Here is a 15,512-nt window from a genome sequence, read left to right on the forward strand (position 1 = left end):
GAGGAATTGTCATGTTGGATGCGTCAAGAGTCATTCTCGGTACCCACGGTCAGCTGCATATCGATGGTGTGTGGCAGACCAATATTAATAAGCTGGAGGCCAGCGTTGAAATTGAGAAGCGTGAGCTGAATCTGGTCGGCAACGACTGGAAAGTACACAAGAATGGTGCGAAAAAAGGAACAGGTACGATGACAGGTTACAAAGTCACTTCGGACATGATCCAGCGCGGGTTCACCAAGTTTCAGATTATCTCGAAGCTGGACGATCCAGAATCCTACGGACATGAGAGTGTCCTGCTAAAAGGCTGCATGGTGGATAAAATCCAACTTGCCAACTGGACAGCGGGTGAGGAAGTACCGGAGGAAACAAGTTTTACATTTGAAGGGTTTGATTTGTTGAACCCGATTGTAGCGAACTAAGGATGGAATGACTTCGAACTTCTAAAAGACCTCTTAATGAAGCTTGCCTGATCAGGCGTATGTGCAACGAGACTTACAGAAATGGGAACACATGTAGGCCGAGAAATTCTCGGTCTCTTTGTTGTCCCTGAATGTGGAGATGTATTAACCCAATTGTGAAATGAGAAGGAGATCGCACCCTATGAGTATGAACGAGAATATGTCTGAAGAACAAATTTTGGATCAGTTGTTTGAAGCAGCAGAACGTCTGCCGGAAGAGAATGTACGCATTCAACGTTTGGATCTGCTGCTGACTTTGCGTGGATTGACGTCCTCCAAAGTGGATCAGATTCGCGAACGCTGTACGATTCGGAAAACGGTCAAAGGCCGCACCGAGGAAAAGGTGGATACCGAAACATTTAACGCCCTGCTGATCTCCGAAGCAACGGTGAAAATGAATGTACGCGGACTCGAACTGTCCGGATGGGGAGATAACCGTATCACAGGCCGTATGAAGCTGTCTGGTGGAGAACAGGCAGTTCGCCGCATGCTTCTTGCGGGTGAACTGGACGCCGTAGGCGACAAGGTGCTGGAGCTTTCCGGCTTCGGTGTGGAGATTGAAGACCTAAAAAACTGATTCACTCCGGCGGGATGACTACGTTCTTATTTCACATGTGGGTTCGTCATCATCTACGGCCCGGAGAATTCTGGTCTTTGCCACGCGGGGAGCGCTCGCTGTTGATTGCTTTCTCGGAAGAGGAAATGGCAGCGATCACCTCGCAAATGAATCGATAATCAAAAAAGGTAGGAGGTGAAAGAAATGGCAGAAATGATTGTGGGTTTGTCCAAATCCAATGCGGAAATGCGGACGACTATCCGGTATCTGGATCAGATCCAGCGTTCTACGGAACGACTGGGCAGAGTTCGCTATCAGAGTCTAATCAAGGTGAACAATGAGCTGAGAACAACCGGGCGCAGGCTGGAGAGTGTTTATAGCACGGCTGTGCGAATCAGCAGGCTGCGAATTACACCGACGATTGGGTTGATTGATAAGCTCAGTCCAGCATTGGATCGCGCTTTGGTAAAACTGAACAGTTTCCGAAATCAGATGGTGAAAGCATCAGGAACGGTATCTGTTGAGGTGAAGCAAAAGGTTGAAGTGGCGATGGGGAAAATGAACCCGGTGAGTGGGCCTTCTATGTCAGTTGTGATTGGGAGTAATAATACAACTATAAATAATGCAGCTAAAGAAGAAGATAAAAAGTGGTGGGAAAAAGCACTAGAATACACCAGCACTGGTTTAGATATTCTTAATAATGCTACTGATTTAGGTAAAAAGTTTAAAGAGTGGCGGTCTGATCGGAAATCTAAAAAGGATAAGGCTTCTAATCCCAGTAAGAGTACAGAAGTGGCGGAAGGTAAGATAGGTAAGAATCAAACTCGAAACAGTTCAAGAACAGGTAGTGACACATCAAGCAAACCGCCTGTCCGGAAAGTATCTGGTGGACGAGGGGGACGAAGGTTTGCTTCCAGAGCAGCTACTCCAACTCCTGCACCAACGCCAAGTGTGTCCCGAATTGATACAGACACATCTGAGCGTGCCTTTCAGGAAGCTAAAAAAATGGACAGAAACCGAAGAATTAGTGGTGGCAAAAAGTCAAATTTAGTATCAGGCTTGATGTCGAGTTCTCCTATGGCAATGTCCAACCTCTTCTCGGGTGATGGCATTTTCGGCAAACTGAGTGGTGGGCTTGCTAAGGGGGCCGGGAAATTGCTTGGACCCATCAGTATGCTTGCTGATGTAGCTAACGTTGCAACCGCACCTCCAGAGGAGCGAGGCCGAGCGGTTGGTTCCATGATTGGCGGCACAGCGGGTACAGCGATTGGTAGCGCCATCGGTAGTGTTCTTTTGCCTGGCATCGGAACATGGGTTGGCGGCGCTGTCGGCGGTTGGGCTGGCAGTGCAGCAGGGGAATGGATTGGGGACAAATCCAAAGATATCGGGAAATTGATGTCCAACGCTACCGAGGGTGTGGGTAACGCATTGTCGGGTGCAGCGGATTACATCTCTGAGAAAACAAAAAACATCACGGATGGCATATCCAGTTTCTTCGGTTTTGGCTCGAAGAAGGAGAACAAGACCGTATCGGCAACAACAGTGTCTTCACCTTCGCAAGTAGCAACAGGTCCGCAGATGCCACCTTCCTATATTCCACCGGCACTGACAATGACGGGTCCGGAAGCATATATGAACAATAAGGTCGGCCAGTCTACATCTGCTGGTTTCATGGGAACAAGCGTGATGCAGTCTCAAGCCATGGGTCTAGGTAACGTAGCGCAAACTGCTGGTAATGCCAATGGCAAATCATCTACGATGACGGTACAAATATCCGAAGACCAGATGAGCAGTCTGTCCGGTTACCTGAAGGATTTTAAAACAGAGACGACCAATCAGATCTCCGTAAACGTACCACAAGGAGCTGTGCAGGTGACTGTCCGTGAAAACGCCATCGACTACGATGCGATCTCGCATCAAGTTGGAATGAGATTTGCAGGCGAAGTGCGCCGTGCGATGGAAAATCGCAAAACCATTATGGCCTAAGCAGAAAGGAGGCCTGTCATGACTGTATTTAAAGATAACGTGGAAGGTGTAAAAATGGAATTTACCCTGATCGATGGGAAAACGAAGTTTCAATTTCCGGTGAAACCGGAAGAACTGACGATCTCCCGTTCCAAAGGGTATGAAACGATTAATATGCTGGAGTATGGCGAGTTTGATTTTGCGCAGGGGGAGAAGGTGAAGGAGATCACCTTCTCTTCTTTTTTTCCCAAAGAATATGATGCGTCCTATTGCATGTACGAGCCTTTGCCTGATCCGCGTGTAGCAATGAATATGCTGAATACGTTTCTGGTATCGAAAAAGCCGCTGCGCTTCATCATTACCAACACGGGGGTGAACGTGCCCGTGTATCTGATCTCCCACAATACCACCTTCCGAGGCGGTGAGAGCGGGGATATTTACTTTGACATTACGCTGCGAACGTGGCGGGATTCCAAAGTGGAGAAGGTTGGCGGTGCAACGTCTGCGAGCAAGTCAGGTTCTCGTACGGATCTGAAAACGAGCAGTAAGACCTACACCGTCAAATCTGGCGATTCCCTGTCCAAAATAGCAAAGCTTGAGCTGGGCAGCAGTTCCAAATGGAACGAGATTTATAAGCTCAATGTGAAGACCATCGGCAGTGATCCGAACCGGATCAAGCCGGGGCAAAAGTTGGTGATGCCATGACCTACAAGGTCATTGTCGACGACAAATATGACATCACCAAGCTGGTGGAGACGATTTCGCTGAAGGACTCGCTCGACCAGATTGCCTATCAGGCCAACATCCGGCTGGCGGTGTCTGCGTCTTCAGGTCTGCCTTCGATCTCACCGGGTATGGCGGTGCGGATCAGCGGGATTCCTTTTGGCGAAAAATCCATGGTTCACTTGCTGCACCCTGCGGTCATCTGGGAAGTGGAAAGCTCCAACAGCGGCACCAAGCGACTGTCCCTGACCGTCTACGACCGGATGATTTATCTGGAAAAATCAGAGGACGAGTTCCTGCTGCCGAAAGACCAGACTGCCACGCAGCGACTCAAAGCGTATGCCAAGGAATGGAAAATTCCATACGCCGCGCTACCGGACACCAAAACGAAGCTGAGCAAAGCGGTGTATCGGTCGCAGACGATTTTTTCGATGATGTTTGCCGATCTGAAGGAAACGGTGAAATCCGGTGGGGATATGTATCATCCGCGGATGACGCCCGGCGGGTTGCAGTTATTCAAGGTTGGCAGTAATGCGAAGGTGCACGAGCTGGATCGACTGATTGATCTGACCCAGATGCGTACGCTCGAAGGTGCGGTCACCAAAGTTAAAGTGATGGCGGCCTCGGAGTCCAGCAGCGGCAAAGAGGTTCCTTCCAAAGTGCTCGCGATTGAGCAGGCTGGTGTAGCCGAGCTGGGCACGCTGCAAAAGCTGATCGAGGACGATCAGGTGAAAACAGCGACTGCTGCCAAGAAGCTGGCGAAAAGCCGTCTGACGGGTATTCAGGAGACCTTTACCGTATCTGCACCAGATGTGAATACGATTCGTGCCGGAGACGTGGTGCTGCTCAAAGGGCTGAAATTGATCGTCATGTCGGTTAGCCGTGATCTGTCCGCTGGACCTGGAACGATGACGTTGGAGCTGGGTACTGTCGAGATGGTGAAAAGGAGGGTTTACCTTGAATAAAGATGATCCGTATGGGCATTTTGCCGAGGTCATGCGGGGGGCGATGAGCACACAAACCCGTCAGGCTGTGAGTGGCCTTGGCGCGGTGTTGGGTACAATGACTTCATCCGGCGTGAAGCTGGATGATTTCAAGCACGAAGTGCAGGACTATCTCGTGGCCGAGCTGCCGGGCACGCTTGGACTGCCGGAGCGCGAGGCTGCTGGCGCGATTTCCGGTATACCTGACGTGGCAAACGGCGGAACGACGGGAACGGGACGGTTTCTTTTACAAAAAGGGGAAGTGGAAGAAGCGGTGTGGTCTCTGGGGAAAGGCTTGAAAGCTGGTGACCGTGTGCTGGCGATGCGGGTGAATGGCGGTAACGACATTGTGGTGCTGTGTAAGGTGGTGAGTGCGAATGCCTAGTTTGTTCCCGGAAACGGGTGTGGTATGGGGAGATGAGGAAGATCTGTCGGGGGCGGCTTCGGAAGAGGTGAGATTTGGACGGGGCTGGCGATTCGATTACGATGCGGGGGATTTTGTGCTGACTCCAAGTGGCAAAGTCGCTGCGGCGGGTGCGCATGAAGCCTGGATACAGTGGTGTATCAAAGCAGTGAAGACGCCGCGGTACAGACATGTGATCTATTCTCGAAACTATGGATCGGAGCTGGATGAGTTGGTTGGTCAGGGTGACAGCCGGGGTGTGATGGAAAGTGAGATCACCCGGATGGTTACGGAGACGCTGCTGGCTGATCCACGCACGGATTCGGTGGACCAGTTCACGTTTGATTGGAATCGGGAGCAGTGCATGTTTTCGTGCCGGGTGGCGAGTGTGCAGGAAGAGATGTTTATTTTGGAAAGTGAGGTGATCTGACGGGATGGCTGAGATTCCGCGTTATTTGGAGGACCAGACGGAGGAACAGATTATGCAGCGTATGCTGGATCGTTTGCCCGCGGATCTGGATAAGTCGGAGGGTTCGTTCCTGTGGGATGCGGAGGCCCCGGTAGCGTTTATGCTGTCTGAGGCGGCGCTCTGGGCGCAGGAACTGCTGCGGCGCGGCTTTGCGAGTACTGCGGCGAGCAGTGATCCGAATTTTCGTTCGGAAGAGCTGGATCTGCGCGCGGGAGAGCATGGCCTTATGCGGCGGGCTGCGGTGGCGTCACAAGGTTCGGTGAGGTTCGTAGGTGCGCCGGGGAAAGTGGTGCCTGCGGGAACGGTCGTGGCTACGCTCGCGGATGAAGTATCTGCTGAAGCTTCGCTCGAATATGAAACGGTGGGGCGTTTGGAACTGGATGCAGAGGGCTCCGGGGTGGTAGGCGTGCGAGCGCTTGTTGCCGGAAAAGAAAGTAATGTGCCTGCGGGCACGGTAACTGTGCTGTCCACACCAGTGAGTGGCGTTACGTCTGTAACTAATGTTGAGGTGATTAAAGGCGGTGCGGATGTTGAGGCAGATACGGCGCTGCTGGAACGCTTTTATGCCAAAGTCCGCAATCAGGGGACAAGCGGTAACAAATCGCAATATGTGCAATGGGCCAGTGAAGTGCCAGGTGTTGGTGCAACGCGGGTTATTCCGTTATGGCAAGGGCCGGGCACGGTGGGATTGTATTTGCTGGATACGGACAAACGTGCCGCGGGTGGCGATCTGGTAGCGGCGGTGCAGAAATACGTAGATCCAACGCAGGATGGACAGGGTGAAGGCGTTGCTCCTGCTGGTCCGGTGGTGACCGTGATGCCAGCAGAGGAAGTGCCGATGAACATTCAGGTGAAGCTGACTCTTGCAAGTGATGCAACACTGGCAGATGTACGAGCGTTGATCGAACGCGGGGTGACCGCGTATTTGAAACAGTTGGCTTTTGCCGATCCACTTGTGCGCTACACCCGTATTGCGGCAATCCTGCTCGACATTCCACCCATTATCGACTATTCGGAGCTGACCGTGAACGGTGTGAGCGACCAGAATATCGAGATGAAAGCGAGTCAGGTGGCGGTGTTGGGGACGGTGGATGTGCATGAGTAGTGTGGGGCAGATGGTGGATGAGGAAGTAATTGGGGAGTGCGGAGACCAAGGAAGATTGGGAGAACGCCGATCCGGATTGAAGCTCGTGAGCGAGACGTTCCATGATGATGTGCAAGGAAGGGAGGGGACAGGGCATGAGTGCTCCTTCTATTGTAGATGTTGGACTGACGAGTGAGAAAGGGCGGGAGTTGTTCTCGTATTTGCCACGGTATTACGAGACTTCGCGCGTCATGCAGGCGGATATGCAGACCAAAGGATCCGAGCTGGATCTGCTGTATCAGGCGCTGGATGAGACATTGGATCAGTTTTTTGTCCGTACGGCGACGTGGGGCCTGGATTTGTGGGAGCAGGAACTTGGCCTTGAGATGGATCGTCTCAAACCTGTGGATCAGCGGCGTGCCGTGGTGGAGTCCAAGCTGCGTGGTGCAGGGAAGTTTTCGGGGAAATTGGTTGCGAATGTGGCTGAGGCGTACGCCGGAGGCAAGGTGGATGTAACGTTTCAGCCGGAAGCGTGGAGCTTTACGGTGAGCTTTGTGGACACGATGGGCATCCCGCCCAATATCGATGATCTCAAACGTGCGATTGATGAACTAAAACCGGCGCACATGGATGTGGAATATGAGTATCACTATCTGATCTGGGACGACCTGGACAGTAAACAGATGACCTGGGATGAACTGGACGCCGCGTCTCTGACGTGGAATGAACTGGAGGTGTGGGCGTAATGCCACAAGAAACGAATCGACTGAAATTGCCTCTGCCCTTGGGGAATGAGAATGTAACCAGGGAGAGTATTAATGGAATTTTTGAGAAGATTGATGCAGGCGTTGCGACGCAAGCGGATTTGGATACGCTTCGTGAAGCGGTGAGTCAGATGGATATTCCTGATGCATCGTTGACGCAGAAGGGGAAGGTGCAGTTGTCGAGTAAGACGGACGGCACGTCTGAGACGGTGGCGGCGACGGAGAGGGCAGTTAGGGATGCGAGAGTGGCGGCGATTAACGCCGCGGCTACGGACGCGGCAACAAAGTCGAATGCGGCTGAAACCAATGCTAGAGACTATATAAATGCTAAGCCTTGGCAAAGAGTCAGGGTTACTGCTGACGACGGTAGTACAATGATGCTAAGTTCCGGCTACGATATCAATAGTGATATGTCTACAGGTTTTTACAGGGGAGTGGGTATTGTCAACGCGCCTGACTCCGGTTGGTGGCATCTTGAAGTGTTAAAGCACGACAGCTCTTACGCAACTCAAGTAGCCTATCCATTGGACAGGTCTTACACATATCGGATGCGTGTAAAGTCTGGTGGTATATGGGGTCCTTGGAGTCCTGACGTTTTTCAATCTGGCGTTGATGCTAAAAATGGGATCGTGGGTGCCATTAACGCCAAGGGTGGAAGTGCATCCACAAATGACACATGGGCGCAGTTGTCGGCTAAGGTACAGGCGATACAGACGGGGGTGTATTCAGCCTCAGTACCAGCTTTAAGTTATACAGATGTTAATGTGCCAGCGAATCAAACTGCTTGGGTGCGAAACTTAGTAACGATCCCGGCTAATGTAAAGACGGTATCATTGGCGCCTGTGTCGGGGTCAAGTCAATGGTCCTTGCGTATAAGTTCAAGCTATGGAGGGCAAATTTCATTTGCCTTAAAAGACGCAAACGGACTTTTTTGGAAGCTGACACCATCTGCATGGGGAGGGGTAGGCCAAGTGGCTGTGTCGGTCTATGGAATGCAAATAAATTTAGTCGCAGGCACTGCCACTTCTTTATATTTAAGTGCTAAAGATAACTGGGCGCTTAATGAAGTTACGCCTGCTAATAATGTCGGTTCTATATCTACTTATGGAGCAGAAGCAAAGCCTGCTGGTTTTGACAGTTCACGCGATATGATTTTAGGAGTGTATGCTAATGCCGTATATAGCAGCGTGTGGAATGCAGGTAGTTGGGGAACCGATATTCGATTGCTAACAACTTGATGACAACATACAGAGAGACATACAGAGATAACTGAAAACAAAGGGGATATGGAAAGGTGTGACGTTGTGGGCAGATACCGGTTATACTGTACTCTCATTGTGATCGCACTCATTTTAATGTTTATCAAAAGTCTATTTGTCTAATTGCGGTGGTGCATAGTGAAAATGCGGACATCGTTAACACTATAAACATAAATGTAGGACAACAGAAGATCTATTAGGTAAGTCATTCCTAACACAAGGATTATACCTATGTAATAATGAGCATGTTGTGGTATTAGACATTAGAATATGAGAGACGTAATGTTAGGAAATGGACTTGTTGTCATGAAGTGAACGTGAGCTCGTAAACCTTGTATAGGGAGGCGAAACCATGCAACATGAAACCCTATGGAAATGGCTCCTTGCTCTAATAACCAGCTCAGTAACCTACTTCTTCGGAGGCTGGTCAGGCGTGCTTGGCGTATTGCTCGTATTCGTCATCCTCGACTACCTAACCGGCATCGCGGCAGCAGGAATGACTGGCAAGCTGGAGAGTAATGTCGGGCTGTTCGGCATCGCACGAAAGGTATTTATATTTGCAATGGTATCGGTGGCTCATCTGGTGGACGGTGTTCTGGGAGACGGACATTTGTTCAGGGATGCGGTCGCCTTTTTTTATATCGCAAATGAGTTGTTGTCCATTATTGAGAACGGGGGCAAACTGGGCGCACCAATTCCACCGGTGATTCGGCAAGCCATTGAAGTGCTCAAGGGTAAGGGGGGAACCGGGGAACTCCCCGGTAACTTCTCTCTGAATCCCAAAGATGCTTCTTCCCATCCAGAATCGGAGGTCACAGAATCACCGACAACCAAAGATAACGTTAAGTAACGTTTAATATTGCGAGTGTATAGTTATATTAAGCGTTTGTTGATCAGTACGAATGTCGGATTAAACAGAACTAATATAAATAAGCAAGGCTACATTAGGCGGCTATACAGATTGAACTTAAACATTCCACACAATAACGGAGAGGACAGAAAAAACCTGAAAAAGCGAAGCGGTCGCCTTTATACCCGGATTTCCCCATTTATAAAGAGAGTCAAAAAAATCCGGGGATAACAGCGATTGGAAGGTTATTCTGTCATCGGAGTGTCCGGGTGAACAAGGCTTAGTTCATTTCAAACACATCAGGGACATGCACACAAGCAACCCCTGATCCCCAAGCATTAACTATATACAAACGGCAATTTGCCGCATAAAGGGTGTGAGAAACATGCAAACGAGAAGCTCGGGCAACACGCAGGGCATTGATGTCTCCCGTTATCAGGGCACGATCGATTGGGCCAAAGTGAAGGCTAGCGGCATGACGTTTGTGTTCATCAAGGCGACTGAAGGGCAGACGTATACCGATCCGAATTTCCAAACCAATGTGACTGGCGCACTGGCGGCGGGCATGCTGGTGGGGACATACCATTTTTTCCGCGCAACGACTACCGATGGTGCGAAGGCTGAGGCGGCGCATTATGCCACGGCACTGCAAAAAGTAGGAGGCGCCAAGGCGCTGCAATTACCTCCTGTCATGGACTACGAGAACAATCCGGGTAACCTGAGCAAAGCTCAGATCAACACGGTAGCTAAGGCATTTTTAACGGAATTGCAACGTCTCACGGGTGTGAAACCGATCATATACACGGGCAATTCATTTGCCGGGAATTTTGACACATCACTCAGCTCATACGATCTATGGATTGCACGTTACAGCAACACACGTGTACCGGATGACCAGCCGGCATGGAAACGTTGGACGTTCTGGCAGTATACGGATTCGGGCAAGGTGAACGGGATCAGCGGCAACGTGGATATGAACGAGTTCCAAGGATCGGCAGCGGAATTGAGAGCAAGATATGCAACAGCAACACCAAAGCCGCCAGAGCCATCCGAACCGACCAATCCCACGAATCCAACCGAACCACCGAAAGGGGGCGAACCGATGACAGCCGAAGAGAAAGCAGCGTTTGATGCGCTGAAATCCCAGGTCGATAAACTGCAGGCGCGCCAGCAGATGGAAGTTCCAGTCTGGGCAAAAGCTGCCGTGGACGCAGCGCTGGCATATGACACCAAAAATCCGCTGTTCAGCATCGATAGTGGGGCGAGTTATGATTTTTACCGTTTTATCACGGTCATGTACCGCAGAGGTTTATTCAAAAAATAAGCTGACATAACTTAAAATATAAGTTAGACCTAGTTATAAAAGAGAGAACACAACAAGGGACACACGACGCTATTTGTCGAATGGTGTTCCTTTTTTGTGTTTTATGTAAATGATATTAACATATATAATAAAGTTGAAGACTTATGTCCGTAAATCTCTTGTCTAATTGATGAATGTGATGTAAAGTAAGTTACACGAAATCGATTTTCACCACTGTTTATTTACGCAATCCTCCTCATCATGACAAGACTTTAACATGAAAAGTTATTGTAATGTCTCCCTGTTGTAAAATCCAACATCTCTAGATCAATCTCACAACGTTTTGAAACAATCCAACCCAACCTGTTTGAGAAACCACTAAAATGTTCTGTTTACCAACTTTCTGTTCCATCTAATTGCGACCTAATTGCCACCATTGGATTTTAAGCCATTACATTTTAGCCATGACGTTTAACTTCAAGTCAAGCCCTAAGTCAAGCCTTAAGCAAACTCCATTCCAAACAACTCTACCGTTCTATCTAAATCAGCCTTGTTAAGCCACCACCAAGTCGATACCATTCTGCTGTTGCTTATTGACCTAAGTTCAATTATTACGCAACGACCACCGGCATTTATTACTCGCCACATCATCCGAAAAAACTAACAAAATGTGTACGGTTACATTCCGTTTTACACTTCATATATATGATTTAACATATCCGGATTTACATTACAGGTATCAAAGGCATCTAAAGCCTTTCATATGATACAAGGCACCAAACCGATCGATTGTAATCATTGGAGTTTTTTCACGCCAGTATCACACACATTATGAGACAGGGAAGGGTGTTGTACGTATGCGAATGAGAAAAAAGTGGTTATCCGGGGTCATGGCAATGGCCATGAGCACAGTGTTGATTTTGTCAGGCTGCTCCAGCGCCAGTAACGAGGGTACAGGCAATTCCCCCGCTCCGGCGGAGGGTAGCGAGCCTCCGGCAGAAGTGGCAGCACAGGATACGATGATTATGGGACGCGGCGGAGATTCGGTGGCGCTGGACCCGGCAATTGTTACAGACGGGGAGTCACTAAAGATTGGACATCAGGTATTCGATTCATTGCTGGATTACAAAGAAGGTGGAACCGAGGTTGTTCCTGGGCTGGCTGAGAGCTGGGAGATTTCGGCGGATGGACTCAAGTATGACTTCAAGCTGAAGTCCGGCGTGAAATTCCACGATGGTACTGACTTCAACGCAGAGGCTGTGGTGTTCAACTTCAACCGATGGAGTGATCCAGCCAGTGAATATAAATTCGAGGGAGATTCCTTCGACTATTATGACTCTATGTTTGGTCCGGAAGATGGACGCGTGATTAAGGAAGTGAAGGCGATTGACGAGACAACGGTCGAGTTCACCCTGAACCAGCCACAAGCGCCTTTCCTGCAAAACATTGCGATGACGCCATTTGGCATTGCAAGTCCAACTGCGATTCAGGAGAAAAAGGAAAATTTCAAGAGCGAGCCAGTAGGCACAGGCCCATTTGTATTCAAAGAGTGGAAGCGGAACGACTCTATCACCCTGGAGAAGAATCCGAATTATTGGAAAGAGGGACTGCCGAGGCTGAACAAAGTGATTGTGCGCTCCATTCCAGATAACACGGCTCGCTTCAATGCGCTGCAAAACGGCGAGATTGATATCATGGAGGATCTGAACCCGGATGATCTGTCCATTCTTGAGGGAAATAGCGAACTGCAAAAAATCGAGCGTCCACCATTTAACGTGGCCTACATTGGTTTCAATTTTAAGAAAAAACCGTTTGATAACGTGAAAGTAAGACAAGCCCTCAACCATGCGGTAAACAAACAGGGCATTATTGATGCTTTTTTTGCGGGACAAGCGCAGCCAGCGGTGAACCCGATGCCGCCAACGCTGTGGGGGTATAACGATAGTATTGAGGACTATGCTTATGATCTGGAAAAAGCAAAAGCGTTGCTTGCCGAAGCTGGCTACCCTGACGGATTGCCTGATCCGGTAACATTCTATGCCATGCCAGTATCCCGGCCGTATATGCCTGACGGCAAGAAGGTTGCCGAAGCGATCCAGGCCGATTTTGAGAAAATCGGAGTGACCGTCAACATTGAATCACCAGAGTGGGCAACGTATCTGGATGATGCCAAAGCCGGGGAGAAAGACGATATTTACATGCTCGGCTGGACCGGTGATAACGGTGACCCGGATAACTTCCTGTACACGCTGCTCGATAAGGATGCAATCCCGGGCAACAACCGCAGCTTCTACGTAAACGAAGAACTGCATACGTTGCTGACGAGTGCGCAGAAAGAAACGGATCAGGACAAACGTGCGGAACTGTACAAGCAAGCGCAAGTGATTATTAAGCAAGATGCTCCATGGATTCCACTTGTGCACACCACGCCTATTCTGGCAGGTAAAGCGAACCTGAAGGATTTCGTACCGTCCCCATTGGGCACGGAATCTTATGCCAATGCCTACTTTGAATAACTTATATACGAGCTGAATTTAGTATTATCAGGATTCAATAGTTACAGAGCGCTGGCGTACACGCATTGCTTGGCAGAACCCACATCAGGATGTAACGATCTAAAGCATGCATGTCTGCCAGCGCTTTTTATACGTTAAAGGCAGGTGAATGAGGAGTGAACAGTTACATCGTCAAACGTATACTCGTGTTACTGCCCGTACTGCTGGGCATGACCCTGATCGTCTTTTCCATTATCCACGCCATTCCGGGTGATCCGGCGGAGACCATACTCGGGCAAAAGGCAACCGAACAATCCAAGCAAGCTCTGCGTGACCAGCTTGGACTGGACAAACCCTGGTTTCAACAATATTTTGCTTATCTGGGCGATCTGTTTAAGGGAGATCTGGGCACATCCATCCGCACCAAGGTTCCCATTGCCCAGGAAATTGTGCCCTATCTGACAGCGACCCTCGAATTAACGATGGCGAGTATGCTGTTTGCGATCATTATTGGCGTGAATGCCGGGATTGTCAGTGCGTGGAAACATAACTCGTGGTTCGATTACTGCTGTATGGTCATAGCATTGGTGGGTGTATCGATGCCAATCTTCTGGCTTGGGCTGATGGAGCAGTGGCTGTTTGCGAATAAACTGCACTGGTTGCCGTCCATCGGCAGGATGAATGCACGTGATCCGGTTGAAGCCATTACGGGCTTGTATGTGCTCGATACGATGATTGCCGGACGTTGGGATCAGCTGTGGACGGTTACGAAACATTTGCTGCTGCCAAGTATCGCGCTCGGCACGATTCCGATGGCGGTTATTGCCCGGATGACGCGTTCCAGCATGCTCGAAGTAATGAGTTCGGACTATATCCGAACCGCGAAGGCAAAGGGACTCGGCCCGTTTTTCGTCGTATATGGACATGCGTTGAAAAATGCGTTTATTCCCGTGCTCACCGTCATCGGCATACAGACCGGATCTTTGCTGGGGGGAGCCGTGCTGACGGAAACGATCTTTGCTTGGCCCGGTGTCGGTCGCTATATATATGAAGCAATTAGTTCGCGCGACTATCCGGTGATCCAGAGCGGCATCCTGATTGTGGCCTTCTTCTTCGTAGTGATTAATCTGATTGTAGACTTACTGTACGCCGTATTCGATCCTCGCATTAGTTATAAATGAGTATGAACAGAAGGGAGACGCCGCATGGCCAAATTATCGACCAATACCGGAGCTTCCATTGACGCCGCGTCGGCACCTGCATCGGGTCCGTGGCGGGAAGCCTGGAGAACGTTTCGGAAAAATCGGCTTGCGCTGGCAGGCTTGATTATTATCGTTTTTTTCATCCTGCTGGCCTTCGCTGCCCCGTATATTGCCCCGTATGATTACAAAGAGCAGGTGCTTACGGATCGTCTGCAGGCCCCTTCGGCAGAGCATTGGTTTGGTACCGATGATCTGGGGCGTGACGTATTTTCCAGAGTGCTGCATGGAGCGCGCATTTCATTGTGGGTTGGTTTCTTTTCTGTTATTGGCTCTATTATTGCGGGCGCATTGCTCGGTCTGATTGCTGGATATTATGGAAAATGGGCTGATATGCTCATCTCGCGTTTGTTCGATATCCTGCTCGCTTTCCCCGCTATCCTGCTGGCAATCGCCATTGTGGCGATTCTCGGCCCGTCTTTGCAAAATGCACTGCTCGCGATAGCGATCGTGAACATCCCGACCTACGGACGACTGGTGCGTTCAAGGGTACTTAGCTTGAGACAGGAGGAATTCATTACGTCAGCGCGTACGCTGGGGGCTGGCAATATGCGAATTCTGTTCCTCCACATCTTGCCCAATAGTCTCACTCCGCTCATCGTACAAGGCACACTGGGGATTGGAACAGCGATTATTGAAGCGGCTGCACTTGGATTCCTCGGCATGGGTGCGCAACCACCTGACCCGGAATGGGGCAAAATGCTGTCGGATTCCCGCCAGTTTCTGCAAAAAGCGCCGTGGACGCTTATTTTTCCCGGACTTTCCATCATGTTCACCGTGCTTGGTTTCAACTTGCTCGGGGACGGTTTGCGCGATACCCTTGATCCAAAGATGGCCAAAAAGTAGAGGTTTGCATCTCAAACCGTAACCGTAACCGTAACCGTAACCGTAACCGTAACCGTAACCGTAACCGTAACCGTAACCGTAACCGTAACCGTAAC

General features: G+C 49.9%; 15 protein-coding genes. All 15 read left to right on the top strand.

Annotation, left to right across the window (positions count from 1 at the left end; all coding sequences use genetic code 11):
• Nucleotides 1-11 precede the first annotated feature (11 nt).
• The 15 genes from BMY78_RS01925 (at nucleotide 12) to nikC (ending at nucleotide 15,417) form a co-directional block, all read left to right on the top strand.
• Entirely contained in the window at nucleotides 12-419 is a 408-nt protein-coding gene (locus BMY78_RS01925) for a phage tail tube protein (protein ID WP_090894171.1), read from the top strand.
• Nucleotides 420-600: 181 nt separating this feature from the next.
• Complete coding sequence (locus BMY78_RS01930; protein WP_053783415.1) at nucleotides 601-1,035, top strand: phage tail assembly chaperone; 435 nt, start codon at nucleotides 601-603, stop codon at nucleotides 1,033-1,035.
• 183 nt (nucleotides 1,036-1,218) lie between these two features.
• Nucleotides 1,219-3,000 (top strand): MFS transporter, encoded by a 1,782-nt coding sequence (locus tag BMY78_RS01935; protein ID WP_090894174.1) that lies wholly within the window; start codon nucleotides 1,219-1,221, stop codon nucleotides 2,998-3,000.
• A 54-nt stretch (nucleotides 3,001-3,054) separates the two neighbouring features.
• Nucleotides 3,055-3,684 (top strand): LysM peptidoglycan-binding domain-containing protein, encoded by a 630-nt coding sequence (locus tag BMY78_RS01940; RefSeq protein ID WP_064641062.1) that lies wholly within the window; start codon nucleotides 3,055-3,057, stop codon nucleotides 3,682-3,684.
• Nucleotides 3,681-4,667, top strand: coding sequence for an XkdQ/YqbQ family protein (locus BMY78_RS01945; protein ID WP_090894177.1), 987 nt, complete (start codon nucleotides 3,681-3,683; stop codon nucleotides 4,665-4,667). The genes BMY78_RS01940 and BMY78_RS01945 overlap by 4 nt, the downstream gene beginning before the upstream one ends.
• Entirely contained in the window at nucleotides 4,660-5,070 is a 411-nt protein-coding gene (locus BMY78_RS01950) for a hypothetical protein (protein WP_090894179.1), read from the top strand. Before BMY78_RS01945 ends, BMY78_RS01950 begins: the two co-directional genes overlap by 8 nt.
• Nucleotides 5,063-5,518 carry a DUF2634 domain-containing protein gene (locus BMY78_RS01955; RefSeq protein ID WP_090894182.1) on the top strand — a complete coding sequence of 152 codons (456 nt, stop codon included), beginning with the start codon at nucleotides 5,063-5,065 and terminating at the stop codon, nucleotides 5,516-5,518. Before BMY78_RS01950 ends, BMY78_RS01955 begins: the two co-directional genes overlap by 8 nt.
• Nucleotides 5,519-5,522: 4 nt before the next feature.
• Nucleotides 5,523-6,662, top strand: coding sequence for a baseplate J/gp47 family protein (locus BMY78_RS01960; protein WP_090894183.1), 1,140 nt, complete (start codon nucleotides 5,523-5,525; stop codon nucleotides 6,660-6,662).
• Between the two features lie 134 nt (nucleotides 6,663-6,796).
• Nucleotides 6,797-7,387 carry a YmfQ family protein gene (locus BMY78_RS01965; protein ID WP_090894184.1) on the top strand — a complete coding sequence of 197 codons (591 nt, stop codon included), beginning with the start codon at nucleotides 6,797-6,799 and terminating at the stop codon, nucleotides 7,385-7,387.
• Entirely contained in the window at nucleotides 7,387-8,643 is a 1,257-nt protein-coding gene (locus BMY78_RS01970; RefSeq protein WP_090894187.1) for a pyocin knob domain-containing protein, read from the top strand. The genes BMY78_RS01965 and BMY78_RS01970 overlap by 1 nt, the downstream gene beginning before the upstream one ends.
• Before the next feature lie 373 nt (nucleotides 8,644-9,016).
• Nucleotides 9,017-9,514, top strand: a complete 498-nt coding sequence (locus BMY78_RS01975) for a phage holin family protein (protein ID WP_090894189.1) — start codon at nucleotides 9,017-9,019, stop codon at nucleotides 9,512-9,514.
• A gap of 385 nt (nucleotides 9,515-9,899) precedes the next feature.
• On the top strand, nucleotides 9,900-10,838 hold the full coding sequence (locus BMY78_RS01980; protein ID WP_090894191.1) for a glycoside hydrolase family 25 protein: 939 nt from the start codon (nucleotides 9,900-9,902) through the stop codon (nucleotides 10,836-10,838).
• 836 nt (nucleotides 10,839-11,674) lie between these two features.
• The gene (locus BMY78_RS01985) at nucleotides 11,675-13,333 is read left to right on the top strand and encodes an ABC transporter substrate-binding protein (RefSeq protein ID WP_371129112.1); all 1,659 of its coding nucleotides are present in this window, start codon (nucleotides 11,675-11,677) and stop codon (nucleotides 13,331-13,333) included.
• Between the two features lie 155 nt (nucleotides 13,334-13,488).
• The gene (locus tag BMY78_RS01990) at nucleotides 13,489-14,493 is read left to right on the top strand and encodes an ABC transporter permease (protein WP_090894193.1); all 1,005 of its coding nucleotides are present in this window, start codon (nucleotides 13,489-13,491) and stop codon (nucleotides 14,491-14,493) included.
• 24 nt (nucleotides 14,494-14,517) lie between these two features.
• Nucleotides 14,518-15,417, top strand: coding sequence for a nickel transporter permease (gene nikC / locus BMY78_RS01995; RefSeq protein WP_090894195.1), 900 nt, complete (start codon nucleotides 14,518-14,520; stop codon nucleotides 15,415-15,417).
• Nucleotides 15,418-15,512 lie beyond the last annotated feature (95 nt).

The sequence above is a fragment of the Paenibacillus sp. OK076 genome (genome assembly GCF_900110055.1).
In the GTDB taxonomy this organism is placed as follows: domain Bacteria; phylum Bacillota; class Bacilli; order Paenibacillales; family Paenibacillaceae; genus Paenibacillus.

Coding starts and splice junctions, on each gene's coding strand:
- BMY78_RS01925 (WP_090894171.1), top strand. CDS start 12: ATGTTGGATGCGTCAAGAGTCATTCTCGGTACCCACGGTCAGCTGCAT.
- BMY78_RS01930 (WP_053783415.1), top strand. CDS start 601: ATGAGTATGAACGAGAATATGTCTGAAGAACAAATTTTGGATCAGTTG.
- BMY78_RS01935 (WP_090894174.1), top strand. CDS start 1,219: ATGGCAGAAATGATTGTGGGTTTGTCCAAATCCAATGCGGAAATGCGG.
- BMY78_RS01940 (WP_064641062.1), top strand. CDS start 3,055: ATGGAATTTACCCTGATCGATGGGAAAACGAAGTTTCAATTTCCGGTG.
- BMY78_RS01945 (WP_090894177.1), top strand. CDS start 3,681: ATGACCTACAAGGTCATTGTCGACGACAAATATGACATCACCAAGCTG.
- BMY78_RS01955 (WP_090894182.1), top strand. CDS start 5,063: ATGCCTAGTTTGTTCCCGGAAACGGGTGTGGTATGGGGAGATGAGGAA.
- BMY78_RS01960 (WP_090894183.1), top strand. CDS start 5,523: ATGGCTGAGATTCCGCGTTATTTGGAGGACCAGACGGAGGAACAGATT.
- BMY78_RS01965 (WP_090894184.1), top strand. CDS start 6,797: ATGAGTGCTCCTTCTATTGTAGATGTTGGACTGACGAGTGAGAAAGGG.
- BMY78_RS01970 (WP_090894187.1), top strand. CDS start 7,387: ATGCCACAAGAAACGAATCGACTGAAATTGCCTCTGCCCTTGGGGAAT.
- BMY78_RS01975 (WP_090894189.1), top strand. CDS start 9,017: ATGCAACATGAAACCCTATGGAAATGGCTCCTTGCTCTAATAACCAGC.
- BMY78_RS01980 (WP_090894191.1), top strand. CDS start 9,900: ATGCAAACGAGAAGCTCGGGCAACACGCAGGGCATTGATGTCTCCCGT.
- BMY78_RS01985 (WP_371129112.1), top strand. CDS start 11,675: ATGCGAATGAGAAAAAAGTGGTTATCCGGGGTCATGGCAATGGCCATG.
- nikC (WP_090894195.1), top strand. CDS start 14,518: ATGGCCAAATTATCGACCAATACCGGAGCTTCCATTGACGCCGCGTCG.